Source organism: Rhodanobacter denitrificans (assembly GCF_000230695.2).
Taxonomy (GTDB): domain Bacteria; phylum Pseudomonadota; class Gammaproteobacteria; order Xanthomonadales; family Rhodanobacteraceae; genus Rhodanobacter; species Rhodanobacter denitrificans.
This window is the reverse complement of sequence record NC_020541.1, coordinates 2,100,619-2,126,157: the sequence shown is the minus strand read 5'-3', so window position 1 is coordinate 2,126,157 and position 25,539 is coordinate 2,100,619. Positions and strand designations below refer to the sequence as shown.

General features: G+C 67.6%; 28 protein-coding genes. 23 read left to right on the top strand and 5 right to left on the bottom strand.

The features are described 5' to 3' along the window. Positions 1-17 precede the first annotated feature (17 nt). The 5 genes from R2APBS1_RS09670 to R2APBS1_RS09650 all read right to left on the bottom strand — a co-directional run bounded on the left by R2APBS1_RS09670 (position 18) and on the right by R2APBS1_RS09650 (position 4,432). A complete protein-coding gene (locus R2APBS1_RS09670) occupies positions 18-734 on the bottom strand; it encodes a hypothetical protein (protein ID WP_015447826.1) in 717 nt (238 codons plus the stop codon). Beyond that, positions 731-1,291 (bottom strand): hypothetical protein, encoded by a 561-nt coding sequence (locus R2APBS1_RS09665; protein ID WP_157769728.1) that lies wholly within the window; start codon positions 1,289-1,291, stop codon positions 731-733. Before R2APBS1_RS09665 ends, R2APBS1_RS09670 begins: the two co-directional genes overlap by 4 nt. A gap of 148 nt (positions 1,292-1,439) precedes the next feature. After that, positions 1,440-2,387 carry a lytic transglycosylase domain-containing protein gene (locus tag R2APBS1_RS19640; protein WP_157769727.1) on the bottom strand — a complete coding sequence of 316 codons (948 nt, stop codon included), beginning with the start codon at positions 2,385-2,387 and terminating at the stop codon, positions 1,440-1,442. A gap of 422 nt (positions 2,388-2,809) precedes the next feature. Next, complete coding sequence (locus R2APBS1_RS09655; protein WP_015447823.1) at positions 2,810-3,406, bottom strand: hypothetical protein; 597 nt, start codon at positions 3,404-3,406, stop codon at positions 2,810-2,812. A 33-nt stretch (positions 3,407-3,439) separates the two neighbouring features. Next, positions 3,440-4,432, bottom strand: coding sequence for a ParM/StbA family protein (locus tag R2APBS1_RS09650; protein ID WP_015447822.1), 993 nt, complete (start codon positions 4,430-4,432; stop codon positions 3,440-3,442). Positions 4,433-5,172: 740 nt separating this feature from the next. Between R2APBS1_RS09650 and R2APBS1_RS09645 the strand changes: the two genes are divergently transcribed. The 23 genes from R2APBS1_RS09645 (at position 5,173) to R2APBS1_RS09535 (ending at position 25,484) form a co-directional block, all read left to right on the top strand. Then, entirely contained in the window at positions 5,173-5,475 is a 303-nt protein-coding gene (locus R2APBS1_RS09645; RefSeq protein ID WP_015447821.1) for a hypothetical protein, read from the top strand. Continuing rightward, on the top strand, positions 5,472-7,688 hold the full coding sequence (dinG, locus tag R2APBS1_RS09640; RefSeq protein WP_015447820.1) for an ATP-dependent DNA helicase DinG: 2,217 nt from the start codon (positions 5,472-5,474) through the stop codon (positions 7,686-7,688). The genes R2APBS1_RS09645 and dinG overlap by 4 nt, the downstream gene beginning before the upstream one ends. 154 nt (positions 7,689-7,842) lie before the next feature. After that, positions 7,843-8,361 (top strand): hypothetical protein, encoded by a 519-nt coding sequence (locus tag R2APBS1_RS09635; protein ID WP_015447819.1) that lies wholly within the window; start codon positions 7,843-7,845, stop codon positions 8,359-8,361. A 108-nt stretch (positions 8,362-8,469) separates the two neighbouring features. Further along, on the top strand, positions 8,470-8,955 hold the full coding sequence (locus R2APBS1_RS09630) for a Ref family recombination enhancement nuclease (RefSeq protein WP_015447818.1): 486 nt from the start codon (positions 8,470-8,472) through the stop codon (positions 8,953-8,955). A gap of 161 nt (positions 8,956-9,116) precedes the next feature. After that, the gene (locus tag R2APBS1_RS09625; RefSeq protein ID WP_015447817.1) at positions 9,117-9,815 is read left to right on the top strand and encodes a hypothetical protein; all 699 of its coding nucleotides are present in this window, start codon (positions 9,117-9,119) and stop codon (positions 9,813-9,815) included. Positions 9,816-9,925: 110 nt separating this feature from the next. After that, a complete protein-coding gene (locus R2APBS1_RS09620; protein ID WP_015447816.1) occupies positions 9,926-10,123 on the top strand; it encodes a hypothetical protein in 198 nt (65 codons plus the stop codon). Positions 10,124-10,528: 405 nt separating this feature from the next. Then, complete coding sequence (locus R2APBS1_RS09615; RefSeq protein ID WP_015447815.1) at positions 10,529-10,810, top strand: hypothetical protein; 282 nt, start codon at positions 10,529-10,531, stop codon at positions 10,808-10,810. A 20-nt stretch (positions 10,811-10,830) separates the two neighbouring features. Further along, positions 10,831-11,820: a hypothetical protein gene (locus R2APBS1_RS09610; RefSeq protein WP_015447814.1), complete on the top strand. Its 990-nt coding sequence runs from the start codon at positions 10,831-10,833 to the stop codon at positions 11,818-11,820. Between the two features lie 321 nt (positions 11,821-12,141). Then, positions 12,142-12,621: a hypothetical protein gene (locus tag R2APBS1_RS09605; protein WP_015447813.1), complete on the top strand. Its 480-nt coding sequence runs from the start codon at positions 12,142-12,144 to the stop codon at positions 12,619-12,621. Then, entirely contained in the window at positions 12,618-12,830 is a 213-nt protein-coding gene (locus R2APBS1_RS09600) for a hypothetical protein (RefSeq protein WP_015447812.1), read from the top strand. The genes R2APBS1_RS09605 and R2APBS1_RS09600 overlap by 4 nt, the downstream gene beginning before the upstream one ends. A 255-nt stretch (positions 12,831-13,085) precedes the next feature. Next, positions 13,086-13,769, top strand: a complete 684-nt coding sequence (locus R2APBS1_RS19340) for a hypothetical protein (protein ID WP_015447811.1) — start codon at positions 13,086-13,088, stop codon at positions 13,767-13,769. Between the two features lie 161 nt (positions 13,770-13,930). Further along, entirely contained in the window at positions 13,931-14,629 is a 699-nt protein-coding gene (locus tag R2APBS1_RS09590) for a DUF262 domain-containing protein (protein ID WP_085999886.1), read from the top strand. Continuing rightward, positions 14,626-17,514 (top strand): hypothetical protein, encoded by a 2,889-nt coding sequence (locus R2APBS1_RS09585; protein ID WP_015447809.1) that lies wholly within the window; start codon positions 14,626-14,628, stop codon positions 17,512-17,514. The genes R2APBS1_RS09590 and R2APBS1_RS09585 overlap by 4 nt, the downstream gene beginning before the upstream one ends. After that, entirely contained in the window at positions 17,504-18,058 is a 555-nt protein-coding gene (locus R2APBS1_RS09580) for a hypothetical protein (RefSeq protein ID WP_015447808.1), read from the top strand. The genes R2APBS1_RS09585 and R2APBS1_RS09580 overlap by 11 nt, the downstream gene beginning before the upstream one ends. Positions 18,059-18,169: 111 nt before the next feature. Continuing rightward, positions 18,170-19,066 carry a DNA methyltransferase gene (locus R2APBS1_RS09575; protein ID WP_015447807.1) on the top strand — a complete coding sequence of 299 codons (897 nt, stop codon included), beginning with the start codon at positions 18,170-18,172 and terminating at the stop codon, positions 19,064-19,066. Between the two features lie 33 nt (positions 19,067-19,099). Then, the gene (locus tag R2APBS1_RS19335; RefSeq protein WP_015447806.1) at positions 19,100-20,260 is read left to right on the top strand and encodes a DNA-methyltransferase; all 1,161 of its coding nucleotides are present in this window, start codon (positions 19,100-19,102) and stop codon (positions 20,258-20,260) included. Positions 20,261-20,471: 211 nt separating this feature from the next. After that, positions 20,472-21,320, top strand: coding sequence for a hypothetical protein (locus R2APBS1_RS09565; RefSeq protein WP_015447805.1), 849 nt, complete (start codon positions 20,472-20,474; stop codon positions 21,318-21,320). A 20-nt stretch (positions 21,321-21,340) separates the two neighbouring features. Continuing rightward, positions 21,341-21,556, top strand: coding sequence for a hypothetical protein (locus R2APBS1_RS09560; RefSeq protein WP_015447804.1), 216 nt, complete (start codon positions 21,341-21,343; stop codon positions 21,554-21,556). A 23-nt stretch (positions 21,557-21,579) separates the two neighbouring features. Beyond that, positions 21,580-21,981: a hypothetical protein gene (locus R2APBS1_RS09555; protein WP_157769726.1), complete on the top strand. Its 402-nt coding sequence runs from the start codon at positions 21,580-21,582 to the stop codon at positions 21,979-21,981. Next, positions 21,978-22,289: a hypothetical protein gene (locus R2APBS1_RS09550; RefSeq protein WP_015447802.1), complete on the top strand. Its 312-nt coding sequence runs from the start codon at positions 21,978-21,980 to the stop codon at positions 22,287-22,289. The genes R2APBS1_RS09555 and R2APBS1_RS09550 overlap by 4 nt, the downstream gene beginning before the upstream one ends. A gap of 207 nt (positions 22,290-22,496) precedes the next feature. Then, entirely contained in the window at positions 22,497-23,777 is a 1,281-nt protein-coding gene (locus R2APBS1_RS09545) for a DUF5623 domain-containing protein (protein WP_015447801.1), read from the top strand. Between the two features lie 322 nt (positions 23,778-24,099). Then, complete coding sequence (locus R2APBS1_RS09540; protein ID WP_015447800.1) at positions 24,100-24,654, top strand: hypothetical protein; 555 nt, start codon at positions 24,100-24,102, stop codon at positions 24,652-24,654. Between the two features lie 92 nt (positions 24,655-24,746). Further along, on the top strand, positions 24,747-25,484 hold the full coding sequence (locus R2APBS1_RS09535) for a hypothetical protein (RefSeq protein ID WP_015447799.1): 738 nt from the start codon (positions 24,747-24,749) through the stop codon (positions 25,482-25,484). Positions 25,485-25,539: the final 55 nt, after the last annotated feature.

Below are 25,539 nucleotides of genomic sequence, written 5' to 3'. Positions count from 1 at the left end.
GGCCGCCAATCCTCCTTTCAACTCCCGGTCAGCGGCATGTCGCCGACCAGGCCCAAGCGCACCAGTGATGGGGTTGTGGATGTAGCGAGGGTAATAGGCGCTACGACGCCGGCATTTCGCGCTCGACGAAGGATCGTTGTTCCCCACTCGCAACAGAGACAAGGTCGCAGCAGGCGCGACCAGTTGCTCTTGTCGGGACCGTCGATAGTCAGCAGCGGCATCCCGCACGACGAACACTGGGACAACGAGATCATGTTGTCGATCATGGCGCGGACCGTGATCCACAGATCGCGGAGGTCCATCGCGGTGTGCCCCTGCAGGGCTGACGGGTTCGCGGGCATGGCGCCAGGTGGCGTGATTCCCACAAGTGTGAGTTCGAACAGATTCCACGCTTCCAGCAGATGGTACGCATCGACCGTTCCGGACCGGCGCCAGTCCCGATCGAGCATGTCGTAAAGCGAGGCGGCGTAGGGAACGTGTATGGCCGCCGCTGGCCGACGGAGCAAGCGGTCGCTCGGCGCCGGCGGCATGGCTGCCATGTACTCGGGGAGTGCCGCCCCCGGCTCGGCCATTTTGAGGTGCGCACGCGTGACTGGGTGACCTCGCACCGACATCCCGGACAGGACTGACCATGGCAAACCGTGCGCTTTGAGCTCGCGAAGTACCTGGATCTCCTCGCCGCCAAGCGAGCGCACGTCCTGGACAGTGATGCGGGCATTTCGACGTCCCATCATCGCAGCGCCTCCCGCGGGCGGCGCGCGGTGCCGAGCCCGACGATCCGCGCCGCCAAGGAGAGGATGCCGTGCTTGTCCTTACTCGGCTGGTTGCGGAAGGTCGCGTACTTGAGCATCACGTCCCGATAGTGGCCTGACCGGAACTCGGCCCGAACGTAGTTCGCGGCTTCCATCAAACCCAAGTCGTGCGCGTCGACCAGGGCATCCATCTCAGCGTCCGTCAGGTCGAAGGCCATGCGGCAATAGATGCGGTTCGTCATCGCCATGCGCTTGGCCAGCAGCAGTGCTTGGGCCATGAACATGAGGGAACGCCCGTACGGGCCCGACCCATTGCGAGGTCGCGCCTCCGGGGCCGCCATCACCAGCCGCTCGCCCTTGCGCAGTGCTGGGATCAGTTCCGTCAGGGCAAACGGAAATCGCAGGCCGCCGGCAATGCGCCTGACCGCGTCCGAATAGCCTTCGTCCGCCAGGAAGGCAGCGTCGTCGTCACATACCCGGAACGGCCCATCGTCTGTCAGCTGCCGCGAACGGCGAAGCCCGATCAGCTCGTCGAGCAAGCCAGTTGCAACCGCCACCGAGTCTCGGAAGAGCCGGCAACCTTGTGTCGTAAATCTCGCGTCCATTGACACCTACTCCATCCCCAGTTCTGTCTGCCACCACGAATCGTCTACCCAGAAACAAGCCTACCTTTGATCGCCCACGTCGCTAGTCAGGCACCGCTCTCTCGGTACTGGCCAACTCGCTGGACGGCAAGCGCCCAAGGGCGCGCTGCAGGCGGTGGTAGACCGTATAAACGGCACGGCCGTAATAGCTTGCCCGTGTCGCGTCGTAGCTGTGGTAGTGGCCCAGCGCCGTCACCGGATCCACCGAGCTTGCCAGCGCGCCGCGCAGGATCTCGGCGCCGACGTTGATGTTGGTCGTTGGGTCCAGCAGAGCAACCGGGTCCGGCGCCAAGTCGCGGTGGGACGGCCAAAAGACCTGCATGATCCCAACGTCCCTGATGTCGCGATGCTCCGTGCGCGCCGAATGGATCATGTCGACTATCTCGGCACGCGTCCCATATCGCACCACGTTGTCGATGTTGACCACATAGGCACGAGGCGCGACCGTTCCGTCGGCCATTTGGTTTCGTGACTCGACCAATGCGATGGCGTAGAGCAGCAGCGGGTCGATCCCGTGGTCCGCTCCAGCCCTATACCAGACGCTGTGCGGGTCCGTAATGTCTAGGTTTGCGTGAGCGGCGGCGCCGCCGCCATTGGCGCTAGCCGCGCGATCGGACCCATCGAGCTGGGGGCCTTCGTCCGCGAAGACAACAAGAGTCGGTAGGCTGGAAGCCGCTGCTCCGCCATTGATGGTGCGTGCGGTCGCAGAACCCTGCGGACGCCGTGCCACCTCCACCGGAACTGGGGCCTGGACGGATGCTCGGCCACGCGACGAAGCAAGGCCATGTTGGGGCGTGGCGGAAGGTGAATGTTCCACTTCAGTGTGCGTAATCTTTGGCAGGTAGAGAGTGACCACCACCGCTACCAGAGCCGAGGCTCCGTTCATTGCATAACGCGCGCCAAGCTGCCTGACCCGTGGTGTCACGTCGAGGCGACGGCCCCACCGGATTGCTGTCCGCTGCCCATCCTGGAGAACCTTGCGCAGGCGCATCCATGCACCGGCGAAGCCGCGAGGCCGCCACAGAACAGGCAGTGCAGGATCCATAAGAACAGGCCGAACAGGCATTCCTGGCCGCGCGATCAGCGCGGCTCGTGGCCGGATGCTGAAATGGACGCACTGCGTAAAAGACCGACGCAGTAGCGCACAACAACGTTTCGACGCGGCAGCTATCTGGGCTCGCGTAAGACCCTGGCGAACCGTCCGAACCGTGAGCACTACGACCGCACGCCACTGAATGAGGGTACGCCAGCAGTTGGCGGGGACTGTAGCGGCGCTTTGTCGCGTGACCGCCCGCGCCGAGCGCCAGTGGACGGGCGCGAGCGGAGCAACCGGGTACCCACAGCGCTGCAGCCGGGCGCGGAAGGCGGCAGGGCTGGACATAATCGTCTTGGCGCGAGATCGCGATGCCGTATTCATGCGATGGCTACCTGAAGATCGAACGCCGAGTAGCCTTCCTCACCGTGGTCACCATGCGACTCCTCCAGCGTGATCGCGCGGCTCCAGCTGCTTACGCCGGCTTGGCGGGCCGCCGCCGACGGTGCAGCTGCCGGGGGTGGGGAGGCACCGTCCGCGCGACTCACGACCAAGCCGCCCGCAGGTTCCTCGCGCAGCACCACCGCGTCGTGGCGAATGCCACGACTCGCCACAGCGAAGCCGTTCTCAGCCAGCTGCCTGAGCGTCGCAATGCGGTGGGCACACTCGAGCGGCGTCGAGCAGGGCATCGCGCGGAACATTTCGTCGAGGGGTGAGTCGCCGACAAACGTCACGCGTACGCCGATCGGTGCGTGGCCCGGGCCATCGGGCTCAATCGGGCCATTGCCCGCTGAGGGCTCCAGGTTGACTGGAAAGACGTAGTGAGCGCGCTGGAGGGCGAGGAAGTCGCCCGCGAGCTGTTTGATGAGCGGCGCCCTCTGCTTCTGGGCGACCGCGCGGACGTGCCGATCGAGCGGCGAAGAGCCGCGAAAGAAGATGCGGATCTGTGCGTTTGAAGTCGATGGCTGATTACTCACGATATGCTCCTATCTATATGCCTACGTCGAGCCTCAGCCGCTCTTCTTGGCAAACAAACGGAAGCCGATCGCGTTTGCGAGTACCGGCATGGGCGCCAACTCGTACACGGCCTTGGGGAAGGCATCCCGCATCGCCGCCTCGAAGAACGGCGTACTGCCGCCGCACAGGAGCACCCGGTTAACGTCGGTGGACTGGTCGCGCAGTGAGGCGCGGATCTGCCCGACCACTGTCGGAGCGACCTCGGCCGCCGCAGCGTGCCCGATGGCATGCAGGTCCACTTCTTCGGTGCCCAGATGGACTGCCTTCAGGCCTTCCCGAACGTAGCCGTAGATTCGTTCCCGTCCGACCGCGATACCGTGCTTGGCCTTGATCAGGCTGACCATCCGGTCGATGACATAGCTGCCGCCCTGAGCGCAGCTGTTCGATGAGGAGTCGCGGAACGAGCGACCACTGATGAGCACCCAGTCCACGCTGAAGTGCCCGAAGTCCACCACCAGCAAGGTATCGTGCTGGGGCTGGGCCGCTATGCGGCGGTCCTGGAAAGCGTAGTAGGCGCCCACGGCCTGGGGAACGATGGTGACCTGGTTGACCGAGACGGAGAAGCCTTCGCGCACATTGTGCCGACCCAAGAGAAGGCTCTTGACGTATCGCGCCCTCTCCTTGTCTTTGCACTGTGCAACGGGCAGTCCCGTCACGAGGTGGTCGATCACATTGGACCCGACCCGGGCGAGCGCGCCGTAATACAACGCCATGTACTCGGGCGTCCCGGCGTAGTCCTGATGCAAGACCTGCATGCCGTTCTGGATTCGGTCCGGGTCGATCAGCGAGCCAAAGCGTCGGTTGCCGACGATGACCTCTTCGCCGTAGCCAAGGGCCGTATCACCAACCTGCCCTCCAGCCATCCGGTCACACCGCTCGATGGGCGCCGCGCCCGAAGGATGCACTTCCGCGACGGGTTGGGCGTAGTTGCTGCTCCACGCGAGTTTGGTTTGGCCGTAGCCGATGTCGAGTCCCAAATGCACCATGATTGAATCGCTCCCTGGAATGAGTCTCCAGTCTGCGACCCTCCCACACTCCGGCCGGGCCGCAAGTCGAGCTTTCAAAACGCGAGTGCGTGCACGTCGGCAGGGAACGGCAGGAAATGGCAGCGATGGCTGACGCGGCACGAAGTGGCACGAATTGGCAGTGTCCGGCACACGCAAAGCCAGCTCCTCCCGGCGTTGGCAGGAAGCGGCTCGAACAGGCACGCAGCGGCAGGGAGTGGCAGCGTCTGGCACGGTTCGTCACGGGTGTAGCCGGCGCTGGCAGACAACGGCAGCGTCTGGCACGGATAGGCAGATAGCGGCAGCAACCCCAAAAAGCTTTAGCTCGACGCTTCACCGGACAATCTGATCGGCCCACCGACGTTACGCAGACGCCTGCCCACTCGCCCGTTGATCCCGGGCCATGGTCCGCCGCGAACCCAGGCCTTCCATGCGCGCCAGCCGCGGGTGAAGCGTCGACGGCCACCACCCCGCAAAGGCCCGAGCAGGGAAAGACTCTCGGCGGCCAGGGAGATGCCGGTGGCGCCGGTGGCGCCCCTCCTGGACATAGGTGCGCGAGTGGGAGGGCGGCGGCCAGTCGCGCACCTATCTATGTAGATAATAGGTGCGCGACTGAGCACTCAAACCGGCCCGAACGGTTGCAGGGAGGCCCATGGGGAGGGCCTTGCGGTATCCCTCACCAGTGGTACACGAGAGCTACCACCCAGGACATGGAGTCCGCTATGAACACCGAGATCCGCCGCGTTGTTGATTACGTCTACGAGGCCTCGCACCTCGCCGAGCTGGGCGTCACGCTCGACGAGTTCGAGGCCGATCCCCAGGCCGCGCTCGACAGTGTGGGCCAGTACGACGCGCTCGATCTGATCCGCGCCGGCCTGCGTCCGCTGCTGCCGGCGCAGGTGCATCTGCGCGCGAAGCTCGATCGCGCGTGGCATAAGGAGGGCCACCAGGTGGTCGTACACCCTCGTACGTACGGCGACAGCCGCGCGCTGTTGGGCCTCGCGAGTGAGGCCGCCAGCGCGTGAGCGATCTCAGTGCCGAAACCATCGCGGGAATCCGGTCGTGGCTCGACGAACTGGCCGCGCACAAGCCAGGGTTCAGAAGGCGGAAAGAGCAGGACCGAGCGATACTCGCGATAGCGCGTACGCTCGAGTCCGCCGACGACGAGGCACAGCGTACGATCGCGGTTGAAGGCCCCACCGGCATCGGCAAGTCCATCGCGTACGTCGTAGCAGGACTGGTCGCCGCAAAGCGGCACGGCAAGACGCTGGTCATCTCCACGGCGACGGTGGCGCTGCAGCAGCAGCTCGCGGCTGACCTCGCCGTCATCGCCAGTGTGACCTCGACGCCCGTACGCACGGCCGTCCTCAAGGGACGCTCGCGCTACCTCTGTGATCGCAACCTCGCGCAACTGTCCGGCGAGGACCCGGACCAGCTGGGCCTCGACCTTGGCGGCGACGCCGGCGGTGGTCACTGGCCATTCCGCCCAACAGCGGAGGAGCGAGAAGCCGTTCAAGAGCTTCGTGCGGCCAGATCACGCCGTGAGTTCGACGGCGACCTGGACGGCTGGGCGCGCCCTATCCCCCCGAGAGTCCGCCCGCTACTGACGACGACGGCGAAAGGCTGTGCCGGCGCGTCGTGCCCGTTCGCGGCATCGTGCGCGTTTCTCCGCTCCCGTCGGTCTGTGCGCGACGCTGACGTCGTGGTGGTGAACCACGCGCTGCTGCTGGCCGACCAGCGGGAGACGGGCGGCGGCACGCTGCTCCCTCCGCTGGAGGAGTCGATCCTGGTCGTGGATGAGGCGCACCACCTGCCGGAGGTCGCGGTGGAGGCCTCGTCCGCAACGATGGTCTTGGGTGGACACGCCAAACGCATACGCGGTGCCATCGAGTCGTCGCAGCAGGCGGCCAGGATGCGGGCGAAGGCGTACTCCGCGTCCGTCTTGGACAAACTCGCCGACGCCGAGCGCGACCTCTCGTCCGCGCTGGACCATCTCGGCGCAGGCATGGCCTCGCTGCTGGACGGCAACGCTTCTTCCGTGCCCAGTCGCCGGTACGGCCGCACCTTTGGTCACGCTGCCCAGGTGCGCGTCCTCCCTGCCCAGCTCAGCCCCCTGCGCGACGAGCTGGAGGTCGCGTCTGGCCAGGCGAAGTGGCTGCTGGATCAGGTGGGGCGGGAAAAGGAAAAGCTGTCGAAGGAGCCGCCGGCAGGTGTTACGCCGGGCGTGGTGTCTCGCATGGTGCACGAGCTGGGTGCGTCGGGAGACTGGCTGCAGTCGGCCCACGACACACTCGCGCTTCTGGCAGCCGAGGACGCGGATCACGAGTCGCCGGTGGCTCGCTGGGTAAGCCGCGACGGGAAGGGCACCGTCGAGGTGCACGCCTCCCCCGTGGACGCTTCCGGCTGGCTTGCCCAGGCGGTGTGGCGCAAGGCGTTCGGTTCGGTGGCGACGTCGGCGACCCTGAGGGCGATGGGCGACTTCCGCCACTTTGCGGAGCGCTCCGGCCTGTCGCGGGTGCCAGGCGTGGCCTACGTGGCCCTGCCCTCGCCGTTCGACCTCGAGCGGTCGGCGGTGCTGCGCGTGCCGGCGATGGTGGCAGAGCCGTCCGAGGAGGACCGATTCCTCGCCGAAGTCCTGATCGAGTTGGAGTCGACGGTTGACCCTGCCGAGGGAACGCTGATTCTCTGCGCCTCGCGAGCGCTGATGGAAGCACTGGTGGAGCGGGTGCCGGCGTCGTGGCGCGACCGTCTGCGGGTGCAGGGGACGCGCGCCATCGGTCCGCTGCTGGAGTCGCACCGCGCGGCGATTGCGGCGGGTGAAGGATCCATCCTGGTGGGGCTGGCGACGCTGGCCGAGGGGGTGGACCTGCCCGGACGCCAGTGCAGCCATGTGGTGATCGTGAAGCTGCCCTTCATGTCCCCTACCGATCCGGTGGGTGAGACCCGTGCGGAGTGGATCGAGGCGCGTGGCCGTTCGCCGTTCGCCGAGCTGCTGCTGCCGGAGGCGCACCGACGCCTGGTGCAGGCGTGCGGTCGCCTCATCCGCACGGAGAGCGACACCGGGCGGATCACGGTCCTCGACCGTCGCCTCACGACGAAGGCATACGGGCGCCGGATGTTGGACACCCTGCCGCCGTACCGCCGCGACATTGGAGCCATCCGTGCTGGCGCGGAGGCGCGGCCACCCGCCGACGCCTTGGGACAGGGGCGGGCTTGCGCCTCCCGGGCGCGCCGGTAGCTTCCGGCCACACCTGGCACCGAACGAACGCCGGGCCGGTAACGGCGCTATCCTCACCCGCGGTCCACATCACAGGTCCACGGCGATGGCAACTCGAAAGCGCACCAGCCAGTCCCCGCCTCAGCCCGGTTCCGTCTCGACCACCTGGATCGTCATGCTCTTCGGTGACGGCCCCCGCCCTCACGTGACGTGCTCGCAAGACCTCGCGCTGGCCTATTCCGATTTTCTCGGCCTCCTGAATATCCTGATCACGCTGGGGCGAGACGCATCCTTCCGGATCGCTGGCAACGACGACGACGCAGCGCTGATGGGCTTCAGCGTCTACATGGACGACGCGTTAGTGCTGGTGCTGCAGCCGGCGGGAACGATCCTGCCGGACGGTGACTCATCCTCCTGCCAAGCGCCCTTCGACTCGTTCGAACGCATGGCGCCGGTATTGCTCGAGGCCATGGCCAAACGGTCGGGCTTCACCGCCAAGGATGCAGAGGCCTTTCAATACTCGATCGTCGCCCTTGCATTCTCACGGGACGTCGACGAAGCCATCATCGAGGAGGCGTACTCCGAGGACCTGGTGAAGGGCCAATACGCCCCCAACCTTGTTGCCAAAGCCTGGAAGCACCTGACCTCCGCGCGCACGATGGTGGAAATGACCGCGACGGTCAGCGGCCGCTGAGCATCCGGCCGCCGCCGCGCGGGCTGCATCCGCGCGCGACGGCTGCCGCACCATCCCACGCCGCGGCTACCGGGTTGCGCAATACCATGCCGGTGGTCTCCTGCCGTCATGAAGCGCAGCGAGCTGAAGCGGCGGACCCCACTCAAGACCCATCACGCCCTCAAGGGCGGTGGACGTCTTGCGTGCAACACCACCCTGAAGCCTTCGACCAAGCGCATGCGCCCATCGCGCTCCACCGACACGCCGACAGCGGAAGAGTCGGAGCGAATGCTGTTGGTCAAACGGTTGGGGTGCCTCTGCTGCCGACGCAACGCTGCCATGGGCATGGCACTGCCTTACTCGGGGCCGTGCGAGGCGCACCACCTCCTGAGTGGCGGACGCCGCATCGGCCACGATCACACCATCGGCCTGTGCCCGTGGCACCACCGGGGCGTACCGCCGACGTCGATGCTGGAGCGCGACGCGATCGCACGGTATGGCCCGTCCGTTGCCACGGGCAGCAAACCATTTCATGCCATGTACGGCAGCGACGCAGAACTGTTGGCGACGCAGAACGCGCTGCTGGCTCTGGATGCGCTGCAGTCCCGGGAATGAATGTCACGCAGGGACACGCGGCGCTGACCACAGGACCATGCGCGTCCAGTGGTGACCAACCCGCCGGCTGCCTCCGAGGGGCTTGCCAGCCTCGGCCGCCCGGACTTGCGCGCCCCGTCGTCGATGCGATCGTGCATGGGTCTCTCCACGGAGCCTCTGCCATGCACCACGTCCGTCACGTCCTCGCCATCCCTGCCCTGCACGCCGTCGTCGCTGCGACGCTGGACCGGGGCATCCACTACCAGGACGACTTCGCCGAGGCCTGCCACGGGGCGTGGATAGCCGCGCTGCCGCTCGTGGACGAGGAGCTGGAGGCAGTGGTGGTGCGAACGGACTTGGGCGAAACGTTCGAGAGCCGTCGGGATCGTGGCCGTGCCCTGAAAGAGCGGCTGGCCGGCGCCCCCCGCGGCACCTGGGCCGTGATCGAGGAGCACATGGCCGGTCACAAGGTGCACTTCAATGCGCTGATGAGCGTCGGCGATGGCCAGGTCGAATGTCGCGGCGACGGCTGGGGGTCCAGGCCGACGTTCAAGGCGATGTGCACGCGCCTCGTGGGCATGGAGGTCTACCTCGCACGCTGCAAGGTCGAGGAGGAACGCCGTCAGGAGTCGGGCCGGACGATCATCCAGACCCGTGGCCTGGCCGAGGGCGGGCGCCTGCGGGCGATCCGGCTGGAGGGCGTGGTCTACAGCTCGGCGACCATCGAGAGCGTCGCGATGGACAAGGGCCGCGTCACGTTGACGTGCGCGCGGCGCGGATCGGCCAAGCGCCGGGTGATCAGCGCGTACGCATCCGCCATCACGTTCCTTGAGACCAAGGCATCGGCGGCGAAGGCGGCGCGTCCCTCGTCGGTCGCGTAGCGTTGTCGGCCCGCGACGCTCACGCGAATCCACGGCAGACCCTTGCCGGCATCACGTTCGGCGGCACGATGGTGGCTCACCACGTCCACTCACCTGCCGGAGCTTCCGCCATGCTGAAACTGACCCTCAACGAACCCCAGCGCGATGCGGTAATGGCCGGCCTGCGCCTCCTGCAACGGGCGCTGGACCTCGGCGAAGTGGCGCCCAACGACGGCAACGTCGGCGACATCCTGACGTGCAGCGGTCGCCATGAGGGTATGACGTCGGACCAGATCGACAGCTTCATCGAGAACACGCTCAGCAGCTGATGCGTAGAGCGGCGCAGAGGGAGCGGTACCGCTGGCGTGGGTAGGTCCTGGGATGTACCCCCGTCGCAGCGCGACCGCGTCAACCGAGCATTGGCGTACGGCATGGAGAAAGAGTGCGCTCCTCGGCCTAGGCGGTGATCGGCACATCGCCGTACCATGCTGGGGCGGCCGCCGAGAAGACCGGCCAAGACGCGGCCGAGCGATCACGCATCCTCGAAAGCCTTCGAGCGGATCAACCGCCGGGCGCTGGCGCGGTCGACGCCCCGTCGGCTCACTGACCCCGGTCCTGGCTGGACGCTGCATACCGTCGGGCCGCGGATCCTGCGCGACGAGCCTTGCACGTCTTGCGCCACGGGTCGTTCGGCGCATGCTGATCGACATCCCGGGAATCTCGCGCGAGGTCGTATGAGCAAGGTCGAGTACTTCGTCTCCAACGAAAACACGCTGTGCTGCCTGCGCGAGGGTCAGCCGTCCTACACGATTCTCGCCGGCTCGGTGATCCGCGGCGGCCGCAGCTGGCTCGACGGTACCTTCATCCGGACGGCAGCCGACACCTTCCGCACTGCCACGCGCGAAGACTTCAAGGCCTACCGCGTGCAGCCGCCGCGCGGCCTCTTCGAGGGCGACGACGCTCCCGTGCACTCGCTCTGCGATGACGGCTGCTCGTGCGCCTGCCACGCGGCCTGAGGCCGCCGGGAATCCATTGCATGGCCGATTACCTCTACCGTTACGACTCTCTGGCGGACCTGCGGAAACAGGGCGCGGACAACGTCCTGCGTGCGCGCCGCATCCGGACCCAGACCAACAATCCGTTCGCGCACCACCAGCTGGAGCATGCGCTCGCCGCGGCGCCGCCCGGCCATGGGGTGTTTCGCATCTCGATGTGGCGCACGCTGGCCGACGCCCGCTGCGACCTTCAGCTGCCCGTTGCATTGGGGTGGTCCGAGGCGATCTCGACGCCCGTCTTGCAGCGGGTGCGCGCCGATCACCCTTTCCTCGCGAGCATGCAACGTGGCGACGACGAATACCTGCCGGGAAGCGCCTGGCTCTACTGGCGCACCGACCCGCTGGACGGCGATGCCGATTGGTCGGCGACCGGCATCCCTCACGCTGACATCGAGGTACTGGACCCGGACGGCACCTGGCACCCCTTCCCATGTGCGTCCTTCCAGGAAAACGACATTCCACCCGGATGGGATGAGCACGAACTCGATCTCACCGACATCGGGCGCCGCCGCTTCCACTTCGTCGCCCGCACGCTACAGGCGGCGCAGAGCAACGGGGGCGATGACGACTGGCTGCTGGTGCGCCAGCGGGCCGGCGGCGAGGCGCGCCCGGACTTCCAGCTGCTGAATGAGGACTTCCACGTACCACTGGTGGCGAGCCTGCTGCAGTCACGGCCGCATCTGCGCACCACAGGCCGACTGGTCGTCGCCGTCGAGTCAGGCAGCTCGGTCCATGCGGTGGAACTGGTGCTGCACCGCTTGGCCGCCCCGCCGCGCCTCGCCAGCCGCCTTCGCGCCTGGCTGCAGGGATCGTTGCCGTCGGCGCGCCAACACATCGCCCTTGCCGACGCGCGCGTGGTGGAAGCGGCGCTGGTGGAGCGGCTCTACACCGCGGCCGGCTGCGCTTCGGCCCTGGCCGGCGACCGACGGTGGGAATACAGCCAGAGCATGTTGGACGCCTTGCCTGCGTAGCCGCGGCACCGGCGCCAGCCATGGCCCTCACCGGGCGCACAGCACCGCTCAGCGTCCCGGTCCGACGACGATCGTACGCACGTTCGGACGTACGGCTGAACATGCCGACCGGATACAGCAAATTTGGATCGTACGATCCAAAAATGAGAGTGGTGGGTGTCGTCGCGGGACATACGGTGCAACGGAGCGTGGCTCAACGATGCTGGCCAGAACGATAGTGCGACATCGCGCGCTCCGTCAAGAATCTCGATCGTCGCCATCTTGCCGCAGTCATCGCGCGCCCGATGATGGCCTGGCCGCACCTCTGCCAAGGGAGTCACCATGCCTTCGAACCACGCCCGACGTTCACCGCCACCTACCCCGCATCTGTCGATCGGCGGCAAGAGCTACCTGATCGGCCGTGCGGCGTTCACGCGTGCCGTGCAAGCCGGTTCGCGGTCGCTGCAGAACGCGCCGGACGGATACGCGCAGCGCATGAAGCGGGGTGTGCGGTTGCACGGCGCCGACGGCGAGCCCTTCGCCTTCGTGGTGCTGGATCGCTCATCGCAGTGGTTGGTGACCGCCTCACGCCGCGGCTCGCAGTGCTGGTACATGTTCGCTCTGTGCGGCGCCGATGCGCGCCGCCTGGGGCTCGATCCCGACAGCGAGACCTTCTTCCGTGAAGAGCACGAGCTGGCCAGCGACATCCGCCGGCAATTGGCGGGCATCGACGCGGCGCCACCCGTCCGCGCCGGCGTGGACATCGCCGCCCGGGCCGCCGTCGCCGTCCCCCGCGAACTGACCACGTGCGCGAACGCATGAGCCGCACGGTGCGGGCTACCGCTGCCATCGAGGTTGGCCAGAGGTACGTGCTGGCCTACCCGGACAGACAGGTCACCGTGGATGTCCGGGCCGTCGTGCCGGCCGGTCGCGGCGAAACCGTGCATTTCGTCCCGGCGTCGGGCGGCTACTACCCAGGCCGCATGGCCGGGAGCGAGTTCGGGCGGATCGCACACCGAGCGGTGCCCTAAGCCCCGCGAGAGCCGTTGATCGCCCGTCTCGTTGCCCGCGAGGGCGGCCTGCAGGTCGCTGTCGTGCGCGTCGACGCCGGCTACGGCGACGCTGGGGACCGATCGGCACGGCAATGACCACGGCCGACCACGTGGCCGTCCGGCCAGGACCGTGCAGCCTCCAGTGGCGAGCCGGTCGCGCGCTGCAGCCCACAGGCGTTGCGCGGTTTCAGGCTCGGGGCACCATGGGTCATCCACGAGCCGCCCGGAGTGCCCATGCTGCCAACCACCTCGAATCTCCCCGAGAGCCCTGCCGGCGATGCTGGCGCACACGTACGCAAGGTGTGCCCCCACTGCGGCAGCGACGACGTGATGCGCACCGCAACCATGGTGTGGGACGTCGCCACGCAAGACTGGATCGTCTCCAGCCTCCACGACGACGGCGCCGCGTGCAACGCCTGCAATCGCGAGGAAATCGAGTTGGCCGTCGAGACGGTCGACGTTGGCGCGACGTCGCCCGCGGGCTCTGCGCAGGACAAGCCGCAGGACACACCGGACACCGTCCCCTACACAGCCGAGAGCTACACCGCCTTCCCCGCCGGCGGGCGGCACGAGTCGGGCTGGTGCGTGAAGTGTGGCGACGACACGGTGTGCGACGTGGTCGGCGGCCAGGGTGATGCAGAGCGCATCGCCGCCTTGCTCAACGCTGCGGCATTGACTACGGCCGCCGGCGGCGACGCCGCGGCGCACCTCCCAGACCTCAACCGCGAGGCGCAGGCGATCGCGCTCGGAACGCTGCGTCTCATTGACCTGCAGCTGCGCGAACCGCCCTCCCCGAAGATGCTTGTCGTCATGCGGCAGATGGTGCGCTGCGCACTCGGCGACTACACGGTGGATCGCGAACTCGCTTGCGAGCAGCTGGCTTCCGCCGCCTACCGGCGCACCTATGACAATCATTGAGGCGCCGCGATCAGCCTCGCGGAAGCCATGAAGCGCGTTGGCGGCGAGGCGGTCGCCCTTCCGGTTCGTCCAGCCGCGACAACGCACGACCCCTGCCTCCGCCGCTTGCGCCGCGAGCGACCTGGCACACCATGGGTCACCACCCCGTCAACGGCCATCCCATGCAGCCATCCACCCTTCCCTCACCCATCCTCTTCGGATGCGAGCGCGCTTTCGATGTCGAGCACCTGCTGGCGATGGCTCCGGCCACGCATCTGCGGGAGGGCGAGCGCAGCCTGCTCGGCCTGGTCCTGCCCGTGTGGCAGCGCCCGGCAGTCTGGACGCGCCAGCAGCAGGTGCGTTTCGTGGAGGGCATCTTCCTGGGCCTGGGCACGGGGTACTACGTCACCACCGAGTGGGACTGGGACCACGATGGCGTGCGCCAGCCGTGGGCCGGGCTGCTCCTCGACGGCCAGCAACGGCTGAGTGCGCTGCGCGCCTTCGCGGCGGGCGAGTTCGCCGTGTTCGGTAGCACTCGCTTTGCGGACCTCTCGCTCGCGGAGCGCCGGCGGCGGTTCTACCGGGTGTCGTTCCCGTCGATCGAAATGGGGGCGACCGACGAAGCGACTTTGCGGGAGATCTACGATCGGCTGAACTACGGTGGTACCCCGCACGCGGCCAACCAGCGAGCCACCGGCGGTCGCGGCGGGGCGGCAACCTCCAGCGACGCCGCAATCTCGCTCGAACGCGCCATGGCCATGGCCGACCACGCCAGCCCCCTGCCCGCCGAGGCGACCGCTGCCCTCCGCACGCTGCGCGGTCGCATCCTCGAACTGGAGGACGCCAGCAGGCATGACTCCCTCGCCGAGCGCGCGGCATGAAAGAGCTGACCGTCACCCACCACAGTGCCGCCGGCAGCGCGACCGTCGAGCGCATCGCCGGCCCCGCCCCGGGCCAGTACTGGCGTGCTCGCCACGATGTCGAAGGTCGGGATGACACCCGCGGCAAGTACAACGGCGTGGACGCCGGCGAGGTGCTGCTGCTGCAGGACATCGAGCAGGCTGACGGCGACGATCACGTGATCGTGCTCGCGCCACACCCCGGTTGGGAGCGCTGCTACCAGATCCCGCTGCGCATCCACGCCGACGACTTCGAGAAGGACTGGGAGCTGGCCCACGACGGCGACGCCGTGCGCAGCCGCGAAATGGCGGCGCTTATCGACGCGATGCGCCTCACCCAGGAGGCGATGAGCCAGCCCCCGCCCGTGGATGCCGAGGCCCTGCGGCTAGGCCAGGAGCCACGCCTGAACGCCGGCGGCGCGACTGGGCAGGAGCTGGCCACCGAAGACGGGTTGAAGGCCATGACCCGACATGCCGACGCGCTCAAGGCGTCCGCCGATGCCCAGGTGGCGTGGATCAAGGAACACAGCGACGAGCTCGGGGACCAGGCCCGCGCGCTGGCGCGCTTTCACCAGGAGAAAGCCAGCGCGCTGCTGGCCAATGCCAAGAACCAGCTGTCCGACCTCGACCGCCTTCGAGGCATGGTTACGAATCTGGAGATCTACACCGGCCAGGGCGTCGAGGTGCTGCCGCTGGCCACCGGCGAGCCGGCGGCGCGCGATGAACCGCTGGTGATCTACCAGGACCTGCTGAGTTTCGACGAAGAGCTCCTGCTGTGCCTCGACCAGGGCGGCCTCGATCACACGATGGTCGACCAGGTCGCCAAAGCGCTGGAAGACCCGGCCCTCGTGCGCCAGATGATCCCGTCGCCGCGGGGCGTCGTGCTGGTGCGCTTCCGCGGCGGCTACAAGGAGTTCATCAGGGAGCGTGACGGTGACAGCGCGGAGCGGTCGGCGGCCGTCGGGCGCTACAACGAAGCCATGACCAAGGAGTCGATGCGCCACCACTTGCTGTATCGCGACGGCGCCTGCATCACCCTGATCTCCTGCGATGATGTGCTGCCCAACGTCAAGCAGCTCCTGCCGAGCGCCGCCGAACAGGCCGAGCACTTCACCCGCCGCAGCTTCAACTGGGACCGGCGCGCCTACGACGAAGTGCCGATCACGCGCGAAGACATCGACTACGCGAAAGCCCAGCGCTCTCAGCTTGGCAGGCTCACCGATTTCGCGCGCGTGCTGGTGATCCTCTGGGGCCTCCACGATCGCACCGAGCTGCTCGCCGCCAGCGGCATCCCGCGCTTCTCCAACTGGCTCGATCCGGGATTCCAACGGTCGCACCTGCGACTGGTCAGCCTGGACAGCCTCATCGCCGAGGAGCGTCCGTCTTTCGCCGACTACCGCGCGGACCGAAACCGCTTCCTCGGTGCGGGGGTGACGGTAGTCGTCAACCTCAGAGCTGCGATGACAGAGTCCGCTGCACCCGGCGCCTACAACCGCAACAAGTATCAGGCATGGGTTCCGCAGCAGGCTTGCCAGGTGGCTCGCGTGACCTACGTCCGCGGGCGACCGACCATCTCCGTGGCTACCCATGAGGCCTTCAACGGCGGACGCACGCGCAATGTCAACGTCGTGCTCGAGGAGCCGAATGCCTACTTGGTACTCGACCGCGCCGACGCCGACGAGCTGCGCTACTACCTGCAGAGCCGGCGCAGCCGCCGCGCCTATGCCGACTACGTGGCAGTGTTCCGGCAGGCACTGGCCCATGTGGCTGCACGGGACGCGGCCGAAGCTCCATGGCAGCGGTGGATCACCGCGTCGCTGCACGAAGGCGGGCTGGCGTGCGATGAGATCGAGGCTGCCCGAGCCGCCCGCCTCGCGCGAGCGGTGATCCGCGCGAGTCAGCGCGACGGCGCCCTGCCGGCGGACCCAGCCGACGCGTCGGCAGCGCTACGCAACGCGGCACTGAACGCGGCGCACTCAGCGCTCGCCGACCACGGCGCGCGCGTGGCGACCATCGAGGACTGGTGTGCCGCGCAAGGGTGGACGCCCGTGGCGCTGACTCACGATGGACGTGATCGGTGGCATCTGTACCGCGAGGCGACCGAAGCCGAGCGCGACCCGCGCATCGCCCAGTTCCCGTGGTGCACGCGCAGCAGGCTGGCCTTCGGCCGGGACGGCGTGCCACGCGCCGACAAGGTGGCCATGGCGCTGTACCAGCGTCGCGCGGGCGAGGAGATCATCTTCGCCTGGACATCGGCCGAGCGCTGGGCGGCAGCGGCCGCACCGGCCGGGCTGACGCACGAGCGCATGTTGTCGCTGCTGGACCTCCCGGCAGCCACGTCGCTGGCGTTCGATGACCCCCATGCCTTAGTGGACGCCATGATCGCCTCGGCTACCCACTACAACCGCACGCATTCCAAGCGCTTCGTCTCGCGCGAGCCGTGCCTCTTCCCGATCGGAACGGTGATCGAAAAGGACAAGACTGCACTGCTGGTGATCTTCGTGGACGCGTGGGAGGCCGCCCATGCCTGGGGTGACGACGCGCAAAAGAAGCGCGTGCGCGAATGGACCGAGCGGACCTACGTGAACCCTGCCGGTGCGCTGTCCAAGTTGGACAGACCATTCGCGCCGACCGTCGGCATGGTCGAACTCGAGGACATCACCATGCGCACGGGAACGCCGTGGTTAGACGCACTCTACCGAACTCGCTCGGACAAGGACGGATGGGAGAACGGACGGCGCGCCGGTACCCGCCGCCTGACGACGCTCTCTCCTGCCGGTGCCCGCCTGGTCCCCTGGCTGGTCCCGCTGTGCGACACCCCTACCCCCATCATTAACGCACCGAAGGAAACAACCCATGGGACCTGAAAACCCGATTCTCGCCATCGCCTCGGCCCTGCACGCGGCGCGCCTACGCGACCTGCCGGTGATCGTCTACGACGAAAGAGACTGGGAGCGCTACAGCGCATGGTCCAGTGGGCTGACGCGGGAGGAGCGCGCCAAGGTGGCTCAGGAGGAACGCGCTACTGGCCAGCCGCAGGGGCCGACGGTAAGGAGCTTCCGCCGGGCCGCCGAGCAAGAGTGCCTGGTCACGGTGTTTCCTCAGCTGTGGGGCAGCACCGCGCTGGGCTATGGCGGCATCGGCGGCGCTGCGATGACGACGGCCTACACGGTCGTCGTGGAAGCACAGGCCTGCGGACAGCGCGCGGTCTACTTCGGGAGCTCCGGCCGGCTGGCCTACCTGGTGCCGATCGACGGACCCAACGAAGAGGCTTTCCGTCGCGCACTCGAGAGCCGGCGGCTGCCGTCAGTCCAGGAAGCCCAAGCGCTGGGATGGCCTCCGGAACCACCGTCGGAGAGGGCGGCTGCTCCGGGCGAGATGGGCAGCGCAGCGGGCGGCGCGGCGAGCTGACGCGATCGGCGTACCGTGTCCCACAGCGACTCGCGGCCGGCAAGCGCGATCGACTTGCCGAACCGCTGACCTGCTCAATGATCAAGGCCTCCACGTCACGAGGCCTCTCCCATGCGCGTTGTCGCCGCCACCACGCTCGACCTGTGGTCCCTTCCGCCCGCCGGCCAGCCGACGAGCATGGCGCAGTCCACGCCGACCGAGCAGCAGAAGGTGCACGGCCAGTTCATGACGCCGGAGTGGGCGGCGAGCGAACTGGTGGCGCATTACTTCGGCGACCTCACCTCCAGCGACGCGGTTATCGAGCCGAGCTGCGGCGAGGGAGCCTTCCTGCGTGCTCTGCCGGAGCACATCCCCGCCATCGGCGTCGAAATCGACCCGGCGCTGGCCGAGCGCGCACGCGCGTCCTCGGGTCGGCAGGTGATCGTCGGCGACTTCGCCGCGGTGGACCTGCCACTGCGGCCGACGGCGCTGATCGGCAACCCGCCGTTCCAGCTGGCCAAGGTCCAGGCGTTCCTCGAACGCGCGTGGGAACTCCTGCCGAACGAAGGAAGGTTCGGAATGATCTTGCCTTGCTACACCTTCCAGACCAGTGAGACGGTGGTCAAGATCAACCAGCGCTGGGCGATCCGCCAGGACATGATCCCGCGCAACCTCTTCCCGGGTCTATCGCTGCCGCTGTGCTTCGCCATGTTGACCAAAGCGCAGGGCGGCAAGCTCTTCGGGTTTGCGCTGTACCACGAGCACGCGGCCGTGAGCCGCCTGCAGGCGCGCTACCGCGCGCTGCTGGCGCAGGGACAGAAGAGCGTCTGGGCTGCGGTGACGCTGGCAGCCCTGCAGGCACTAGGCGGCGAGGCCGACCTCTCGGCGATCTACGCCGAGGTCGCCGGCGCCAAGCCGACGCCCAACCCGTTCTGGCGGGAGAAGATCAGGCAGCAGCTGCAGCGCCTTGCCGAGCGCTGCGGTCCCGGCCGCTGGCGGCTGCCGGCCGCCGCGGCGCTGGCCGCCTGACATCCACCGATCCCGCTTCACCGAGGCAACCGCATGGCCACTCCCGCTGCCCTGTCCGTCCACGACATCCAATCGACCTCGCGCGCGCCGGCCGACGACGTGCACCTCGCCGCGCTGCTCGCCACCCACACCTATGCCGAGGTCCAGGCGATCACCGGCCTCTCGAAGGGAGCGATCTACCGTGCAGCCCTGCGTACCGGCGCGCGCAAGACCGAGGCGCGCATCGCCGAACGCCACGCCGAGCGCAGGGAGCGCCAGCTGGCCATGCTGCGGGACATGATGAACTCGACGGTGAAGGCCGACGTGCTGGACTTCCTGGCCGGCCTGCCCGACGACAGCGTGGCCTGCCACTTCACGAGCCCGCCATACAACGTGGGCAAGCGCTACGGCGACGCGGCTGGCGCGGATGCGCTGCGCTTCACGTTCTTTCACGGCTGGTTGATGCAGGTGGTCAGCGAGCTGGCGCGCACCACCAAGCCGGGCGGTGTGGTGTGCCTCAACGTGGGCAAGACGCGCGACTGGACGGATGCGCTGTACCCCATGGACATCATGCTGTTCGAGGACATGCGGCGCGCCGGCCTGACCTTCCAGAATCGCGTGGTATGGACGCAGCCGCACGGCCTGACTCCATCTCACCGCCTGGCCGATCGGTATGAGACCGTGCTGATCTTCAGCAAGGGTCCGACACCGACATTCAACCCCAATGCGGCCCGCCACCCGCAGAAGCAGCCGGGCAAGCGCGCGTTCAAGGGACCGAACAAGGGCGAGCTGTCGGGTCACCCGCTCGGAGCCTGGCCGACGGACGTGTGGGACGACGTGCCGACCGTTCGCGCGAATCATCCCGATCGCCGCCACGGTGCCCACCCGGCACAGTTCCCGGTGAAGCTGGCCAAGCGGGCCATAGTGCTCTACACGAAACCGGGAGACCTGGTGTGCGACGCGTTCATGGGCTCGGGGTCCGTGGCGGTGGCGGCGATCGAGGCGGGGCGTGCCTTCGTCGGCGCCGACCTGTTCTACGAGGACTTGCGCGCCGACCGCATCGCCGCGGCCACGCCCGACACCGTGTCCATGCTGGACGGGGTGACCGACGAGAGCGCGGCGGTGTGGCAGGCGGAAGCGCGGCGCGTCGATCACCCAGCGGAAGCGCGCTCGGCGGCAGCCGAGGCTGCTCAATGCTTGGACCTATTCGGCTGATCCGCCATAACCCGAGCCGTCGCACCAGGACACGGCCGCCACCCTCGCCGCGGCCCCCGGGCGAATCGGTCAGGCAGCGCATGGCTGGGCCCATGACATCCGCCAAGCCAGGCGTTTTGTTCAACCTCACGGCGTGGCCAACCGAAGGCGCCGTTGCCAGATCCAGGCGCTGCTATAGCGTGGACGTCATCCACGGCTCACGGGTATTTCCATGCACATCAAGGTCGAATTCGTTTTCGCCGCCCAGGTCGTTCCGCCGCGGTGCCGCAAGCCACGCAGCGTCACGATGGCCAGCGACATCGTCGTCGAGGTCCGCGAACTCACCGCCGGCCAGGCACCGGTCGCACTGATCGCCAGGAGTGACTCACAGCTCAATGAGCATCCGGACATCGCATACCGATGGTTCGACGGCAAGCTCTGGACGGCCTTGGCCACCAGCTCCGCGGAACCGTGCGCGAGGACAAGCCGGGGCACGGACTGGGACTACTCCCTTCCCACGACGGAGTGCCGCGAAGGTGAGGCCTGGCCGGTCGTCCGTCTCTACGGCGACCTCGGCCGGAATCTCGTCGGGGCCAGCAACTCCTGGGCGATTTTGGATCACTACATCGGCACCAACGAGCTTGCCAGCCGCGAAGATGCCGAGGCTGCAATCACTCGCTGGGCGGCTGATGGCCTGCTCATCGACGGCGTCTACCACCGGGTGGCGCCCGAACCGCGCTACGTGGTGATGACGTTCGGTCTCGGGGGCAACCACGGCGGAACGTACCTGTCGGTGACCGACTACAACAATAGCAACATCAGACCAGAGGCCTACTTCGGCGCGACCGACTTGGCGGCGGCACAGGCATATACGCGTGCGACCGCTGCCGCGAGGGGAGACACCACCGCCGTTGGCGTTGACCCATTGCCCTTTCTCGACGTACGGCTGCCGGAAGCATTCGGCGCCCCGTCCACGGCGCCGAAGATGGCGGAGAGCGCACTGCTCGGCGTACATCAACGCGCCGCTGCCGCACTGCTCACGAAACAGCTGCGGTCGGCCGGCACGGCGCTTCTCCTTTAACCCCACCCAGAGGACGCACCATGGAAACTTCGGTCACGATCTTCTTCGAGCTGAATGACGAGAAGGCCTTCCGCCAAGCCGCCTGCGATCGGGCGCGGGCCGACGACTTGGGCGAGGAGGAGGCGCGGTCCTACTTGGACGCCGAGGAGACCACCATCGGCGCCTGCGCGATCATGCTCTTCGATCCTGGCATGTCGCCGCCGGGTTGCTCGATCGTGGACAGCAGCGCCGGCTGATGGCCGGCCCGGTCGCCCCACCCATGAACACGTCACCGATCACCGCCCGGGATCGTGAGCTGATGGCCATGCCGACCATGGCCGATCAGCTTCCGGTCGCGTTCGAGGACGGGACCTGCTGGCAGGGCATCTGCGGCAGCTGCAATGGGTGCGGCTGCCCGATTCCCGAGGCGGACACCCACGGGGCCCTTTGGCGGCCGCTGCCGCATGTCGTCGAGCTGGATTGCGTGGGCATCTGCCGGGCGTGCCGCCTGCTCACCCGCTTTCGCCTGCGACTTCATCCGGGACGGCGCCTCAGCTGGTTGACCGCCCATGGCTGGATGCATGCACAGGCGCCTCTTCCTTTGCGTGCCAGGCTGCGAGGCCTCGCCAAAGCCATCCTGCGCTTCTTCCATCAGCGCCACCGCCCCAAGGATCTGCCGTGAAACGAGCGCACTGCACGAATGACGACGCCTCCTGCGTCGGATTCATCCGCCTGGTCTTCTTCGACGCCGCCGCCAATGAGGTGGTCACGCTCGGCGGGGCCGGATTCGTCACTCCGGAAGAGGACGCTTCTGCGTGGCGCAACGTCCCACGATTTCCAGGCATGACGTGCTTCCAGGCAGACCGGCTCAATGCCGCACGAGACATCATTGATGAGCGCCCTGTCTCGGCGGAGACCTGCGAGCGCCTGATGGGGCGCACGATCGCGGCGATGATCCGCGAGGGTCGCGCCGCCCTCGCCGTCTGCTGACCGCCCACCGGGCCCACTGCATTTCGTTGGCTCGACTTGCTCCAGGTCCAGTGATACTTTTCCTGAGGCGCCAGGCAGGCGCCAGCCACCCGCCGTGCGAAGCCGTTGACGGCTCTGCCCTTTGAGTACCGGTTCCTTCCGACATGTCCCCCTTGTCGGGCGGCTCAGCGGTGGCGGGTGACGTGAGGCAGCCCGGAGGCCATGTCCATGTCCCAGGTAACGATCCATCCATCCACGATCGAAGGCATTAAGCGTCTGGCCACGACGCTCAAGCGCGAAAAGTCAATCACGCATACGCGCGCACTCGACGCCGCGGCCAGAGTCGCCGGATTCGAGAACTTTCGTCATGCCCAGCACAGCCTGCCTGCCACCCTCGCGGGACGCGGCGGGCGACCGGACCAGGCTGTCTTCATCTCCACGTACTGGCGTGACGGCGATGCCTCGGGACGCGAGACGATGGCGCTGCAGCTGCGACGTCCGATGCCGAACTTCCTTCGGGCGAGCCATCTTGTCGGGGAGCTGCGCCACTTCCGGTGGGATGCCGACGATCACCTGGAGTGCCGCCACGACATCCGCGGCCAGCTGACGGCTCGCAACCTGGCGAACAAGGTCGCACGCACGCTCGTCTTCATGGAGGCCACTGGGCTGGTGCCGGCGGGCACGCGCGAAGCCGGGACATTGCGCCGGCTGGTGAGCCGCATGCCCGGCCGTGACCACTCCAGCATGTGGGTGGACCCGTCGGACGGCTTTACTGTGGCCGTGGACGAACCCTATCAGGACCCGACTGCCGAATTCCTCGCCGAGCGGGTGTCCTGGCTTGGCGGGCGCGGCCTCGCGCTGCAAGTGACGCGGTGGGGAGGGCTTTACGCGCCACCCTACTCGACGATGTGCCTGGTCGCCGAGGATGGGGTCCGGCTGGATCGGATCGTGCGCTGCCTCGATGGCCTCCGCTTCGAAGCACCGGCAGGAACGTGGGCAGGCGACTCCGGAGCTTATGCGCCGCCTTTTGTGAGCCCCGCCCGGAAGGCCTCGGGCAAACCAAAGCGCGGGCGCCCGGCCCCACCGCGCGCCGGCGAGGTACGTCGCGGCGCGACTCCGTACCACATCATGTTCTCTGCCGTCGTAAGCTGGCGCCCAGCCCAGCCGATACCTGTCGCCGCCCACCGTGAAGCGGGCAAGCTGTTGCTCGCGCTGCTGCGCGTGGAAGGTCTTCCCGCACGCATCCGTGACAGCCTAGGCATCATTCAAAGCGAGCTGGACGAATGGCTGCAACGTGAGGCGACGGCGAACGCCTGGTCGAGGCGGAATCTCTCGGGGGTGTACTACGGCGATCGACACCGTCGCCACCTTCCGCGGGGTCTGTTGCCGACGGCGGCCGTTGCGCGTGTCGCAGAGATCCTCGACGGCTATCCCGACTGCAGCCCCGCCCGCGCGATGAAACGTCGGCTCGCGACCATCGGCCGGTGGTTGACGGCCATGCCGGCGTAGCTGCTCACCTCGGCGCCTGGCGACGGTGTGATGGCTGCACTGTCGTCAGGCGACACCGGCGGTGGTTGCGTCACCTGGGAACGCCCTGCAGGCCAATGACAAGCGGGCCCGCTGCGGGGCGCTGAATCGGCTTTCCGTGGCCCGCCCGGCCATTCTGACCATCCCATAATCGACTGGGAGTGCCGCCGCGCAGGCGGCCCGGTGGCGGAATCCCGCGTTGGCCACATCCACGAACTCCCGTCGAGCACGTGCCCGTCGAGGGTGGCCACTCACCTCCGGCCATCAAGGCGCTTTTCCCATCGAACCCAAGGAGCACCGAACGATGTTCAGTCACCAATGCCTCAGTGCCACCGACGCCACCGCTGCCCGCGCTCGAGAGTTGAGCGAGTTGCAGCGCGGGGACGGCACCCGCTCGGCGACGCGGCTCGCGGAGATCTCGCCCACGCTATTGAACGAACTGTCTCTTGTCGCGGGTGCTGTAGTTATCGGCAGCCTGTCGGTGTGGTTTCTCCATCCATCGGCCGGCCTCCTGTGGCTGTCTGGACTGTCGACTGTGGTCGCGGTGGTCGTCATGGTCGTGACATTGGCTGCGGCCGACCGCCGCGCTGCCTTGGCGAACGCGAAGGCTGCGATCTTTGCGACTTACAAGCCAGCGAGTACCGAGGACCTGCAGTGGCTTGTCAGGCTCTGCGAGGCCCATGCCGACGTGGGCGCGGCCGTCGCGCAATGGCTGCGCGAGGACAAGACCATCCTGGAGCGGGACCTGCGCGCCGTTCGGGCATACGCATGCGATGCGGACCCCAGGGCTGCTCGAGCCAAGGTGCTTGCTGAGCTCAGTGCTGCCGCCGGTAAGAGCGCGTCTAACGAAGACAAGTAGCGGAATTCGTGCCGCCTTCGCTGGCATGCGCAGTCCTTGCCGGATCACGCTCTGGTTGAAGAATGCGGGAACCAAACCGCCTGGAGGTTTCCATGACTGCGCAGCTCATGAACTTTGCGTCCAGCAACGCCAGTCATGTGATCGCCGCGGACGACGCGCCTGTGGCGGCCGGCCGTCCTGGCATGACCCTTACGGGCGTCGACTACCGCACCGACGTTTCCGCGCTGCAGGATCTCGTGGCGACCAACCCGGGACTGGAGTTCGGCCTCCTCTACAGCGCCACCCCTGAAGCGCGGCGCCGGTACCCCGAGCTTTCGTGGCTGGTGGCCACCGCCAACGCACTCGCCGGAAGGTGCGCGATCCACGTCTGCGGCCGTCTGGCACGCGCCCTGCTCATTGCTGGCGAGCTGGAGGAACTGGTCGCGCCAGCGGCGCGGGTGCAGGTCAACGGCGATGTCACTCCCGAGGAACTGCCGCTGCTGGCACGGCGCGTCCAGACGCTCATTACCCAGTTCAATCCGCGGGTCCACGACCTCTCTCAGGAGGGGGGCGTCAGCAATCACCAGCTGCTGGTGGATGCGTCCGGCGGCCGTGGCATCTCGCCGTCCGCCTGGCACCGGCCCAACACCGGCAAGGTGGTCGGCTTCGCCGGCGGTTTGGGTCCACACAACTTGGAGGCCGAAGCGAGTCGCTTGGCGATGGTCGCGCGGACGGGTTGGTGGCTCGATATGGAAGAGTCGCTGCGCACGGATGACTGGTTCGACGTGGGCCGGTGCCGCGGGGTTCTCGCCGCCTGGTCTGCCCTGCCCTACTCATCCACCGCGCCTTGAGCATCCCGCGTGCTCGCCGCGGGGCCTTTAAGGCGGCAACGCCGGCACTCTGAAG

Excerpts from the sequence above, each read along its gene's own strand:
- R2APBS1_RS09630 (WP_015447818.1), top strand. The coding sequence starts at position 8,470 with ATGAAGCGCAGCGAGCTGAAGCGGCGGACCCCACTCAAGACCCATCAC.
- R2APBS1_RS09555 (WP_157769726.1), top strand. The coding sequence starts at position 21,580 with ATGAACACGTCACCGATCACCGCCCGGGATCGTGAGCTGATGGCCATG.
- R2APBS1_RS09635 (WP_015447819.1), top strand. The coding sequence starts at position 7,843 with ATGCTCTTCGGTGACGGCCCCCGCCCTCACGTGACGTGCTCGCAAGAC.
- R2APBS1_RS09560 (WP_015447804.1), top strand. The coding sequence starts at position 21,341 with ATGGAAACTTCGGTCACGATCTTCTTCGAGCTGAATGACGAGAAGGCC.
- R2APBS1_RS09590 (WP_085999886.1), top strand. The coding sequence starts at position 13,931 with ATGCAGCCATCCACCCTTCCCTCACCCATCCTCTTCGGATGCGAGCGC.
- R2APBS1_RS09670 (WP_015447826.1), bottom strand. The coding sequence starts at position 734 with ATGATGGGACGTCGAAATGCCCGCATCACTGTCCAGGACGTGCGCTCG.
- R2APBS1_RS09625 (WP_015447817.1), top strand. The coding sequence starts at position 9,117 with ATGCACCACGTCCGTCACGTCCTCGCCATCCCTGCCCTGCACGCCGTC.
- R2APBS1_RS09580 (WP_015447808.1), top strand. The coding sequence starts at position 17,504 with ATGGGACCTGAAAACCCGATTCTCGCCATCGCCTCGGCCCTGCACGCG.
- R2APBS1_RS09645 (WP_015447821.1), top strand. The coding sequence starts at position 5,173 with ATGAACACCGAGATCCGCCGCGTTGTTGATTACGTCTACGAGGCCTCG.
- R2APBS1_RS19340 (WP_015447811.1), top strand. The coding sequence starts at position 13,086 with ATGCTGCCAACCACCTCGAATCTCCCCGAGAGCCCTGCCGGCGATGCT.
- R2APBS1_RS09540 (WP_015447800.1), top strand. The coding sequence starts at position 24,100 with ATGTTCAGTCACCAATGCCTCAGTGCCACCGACGCCACCGCTGCCCGC.
- R2APBS1_RS09650 (WP_015447822.1), bottom strand. The coding sequence starts at position 4,432 with ATGGTGCATTTGGGACTCGACATCGGCTACGGCCAAACCAAACTCGCG.
- R2APBS1_RS09610 (WP_015447814.1), top strand. The coding sequence starts at position 10,831 with ATGGCCGATTACCTCTACCGTTACGACTCTCTGGCGGACCTGCGGAAA.
- R2APBS1_RS09615 (WP_015447815.1), top strand. The coding sequence starts at position 10,529 with ATGAGCAAGGTCGAGTACTTCGTCTCCAACGAAAACACGCTGTGCTGC.
- R2APBS1_RS09545 (WP_015447801.1), top strand. The coding sequence starts at position 22,497 with ATGTCCCAGGTAACGATCCATCCATCCACGATCGAAGGCATTAAGCGT.
- R2APBS1_RS09575 (WP_015447807.1), top strand. The coding sequence starts at position 18,170 with ATGCGCGTTGTCGCCGCCACCACGCTCGACCTGTGGTCCCTTCCGCCC.
- R2APBS1_RS09605 (WP_015447813.1), top strand. The coding sequence starts at position 12,142 with ATGCCTTCGAACCACGCCCGACGTTCACCGCCACCTACCCCGCATCTG.
- R2APBS1_RS19640 (WP_157769727.1), bottom strand. The coding sequence starts at position 2,387 with ATGCGCCTGCGCAAGGTTCTCCAGGATGGGCAGCGGACAGCAATCCGG.
- R2APBS1_RS09565 (WP_015447805.1), top strand. The coding sequence starts at position 20,472 with ATGCACATCAAGGTCGAATTCGTTTTCGCCGCCCAGGTCGTTCCGCCG.
- R2APBS1_RS09585 (WP_015447809.1), top strand. The coding sequence starts at position 14,626 with ATGAAAGAGCTGACCGTCACCCACCACAGTGCCGCCGGCAGCGCGACC.
- R2APBS1_RS09620 (WP_015447816.1), top strand. The coding sequence starts at position 9,926 with ATGCTGAAACTGACCCTCAACGAACCCCAGCGCGATGCGGTAATGGCC.
- R2APBS1_RS09600 (WP_015447812.1), top strand. The coding sequence starts at position 12,618 with ATGAGCCGCACGGTGCGGGCTACCGCTGCCATCGAGGTTGGCCAGAGG.
- R2APBS1_RS09535 (WP_015447799.1), top strand. The coding sequence starts at position 24,747 with ATGACTGCGCAGCTCATGAACTTTGCGTCCAGCAACGCCAGTCATGTG.
- R2APBS1_RS19335 (WP_015447806.1), top strand. The coding sequence starts at position 19,100 with ATGGCCACTCCCGCTGCCCTGTCCGTCCACGACATCCAATCGACCTCG.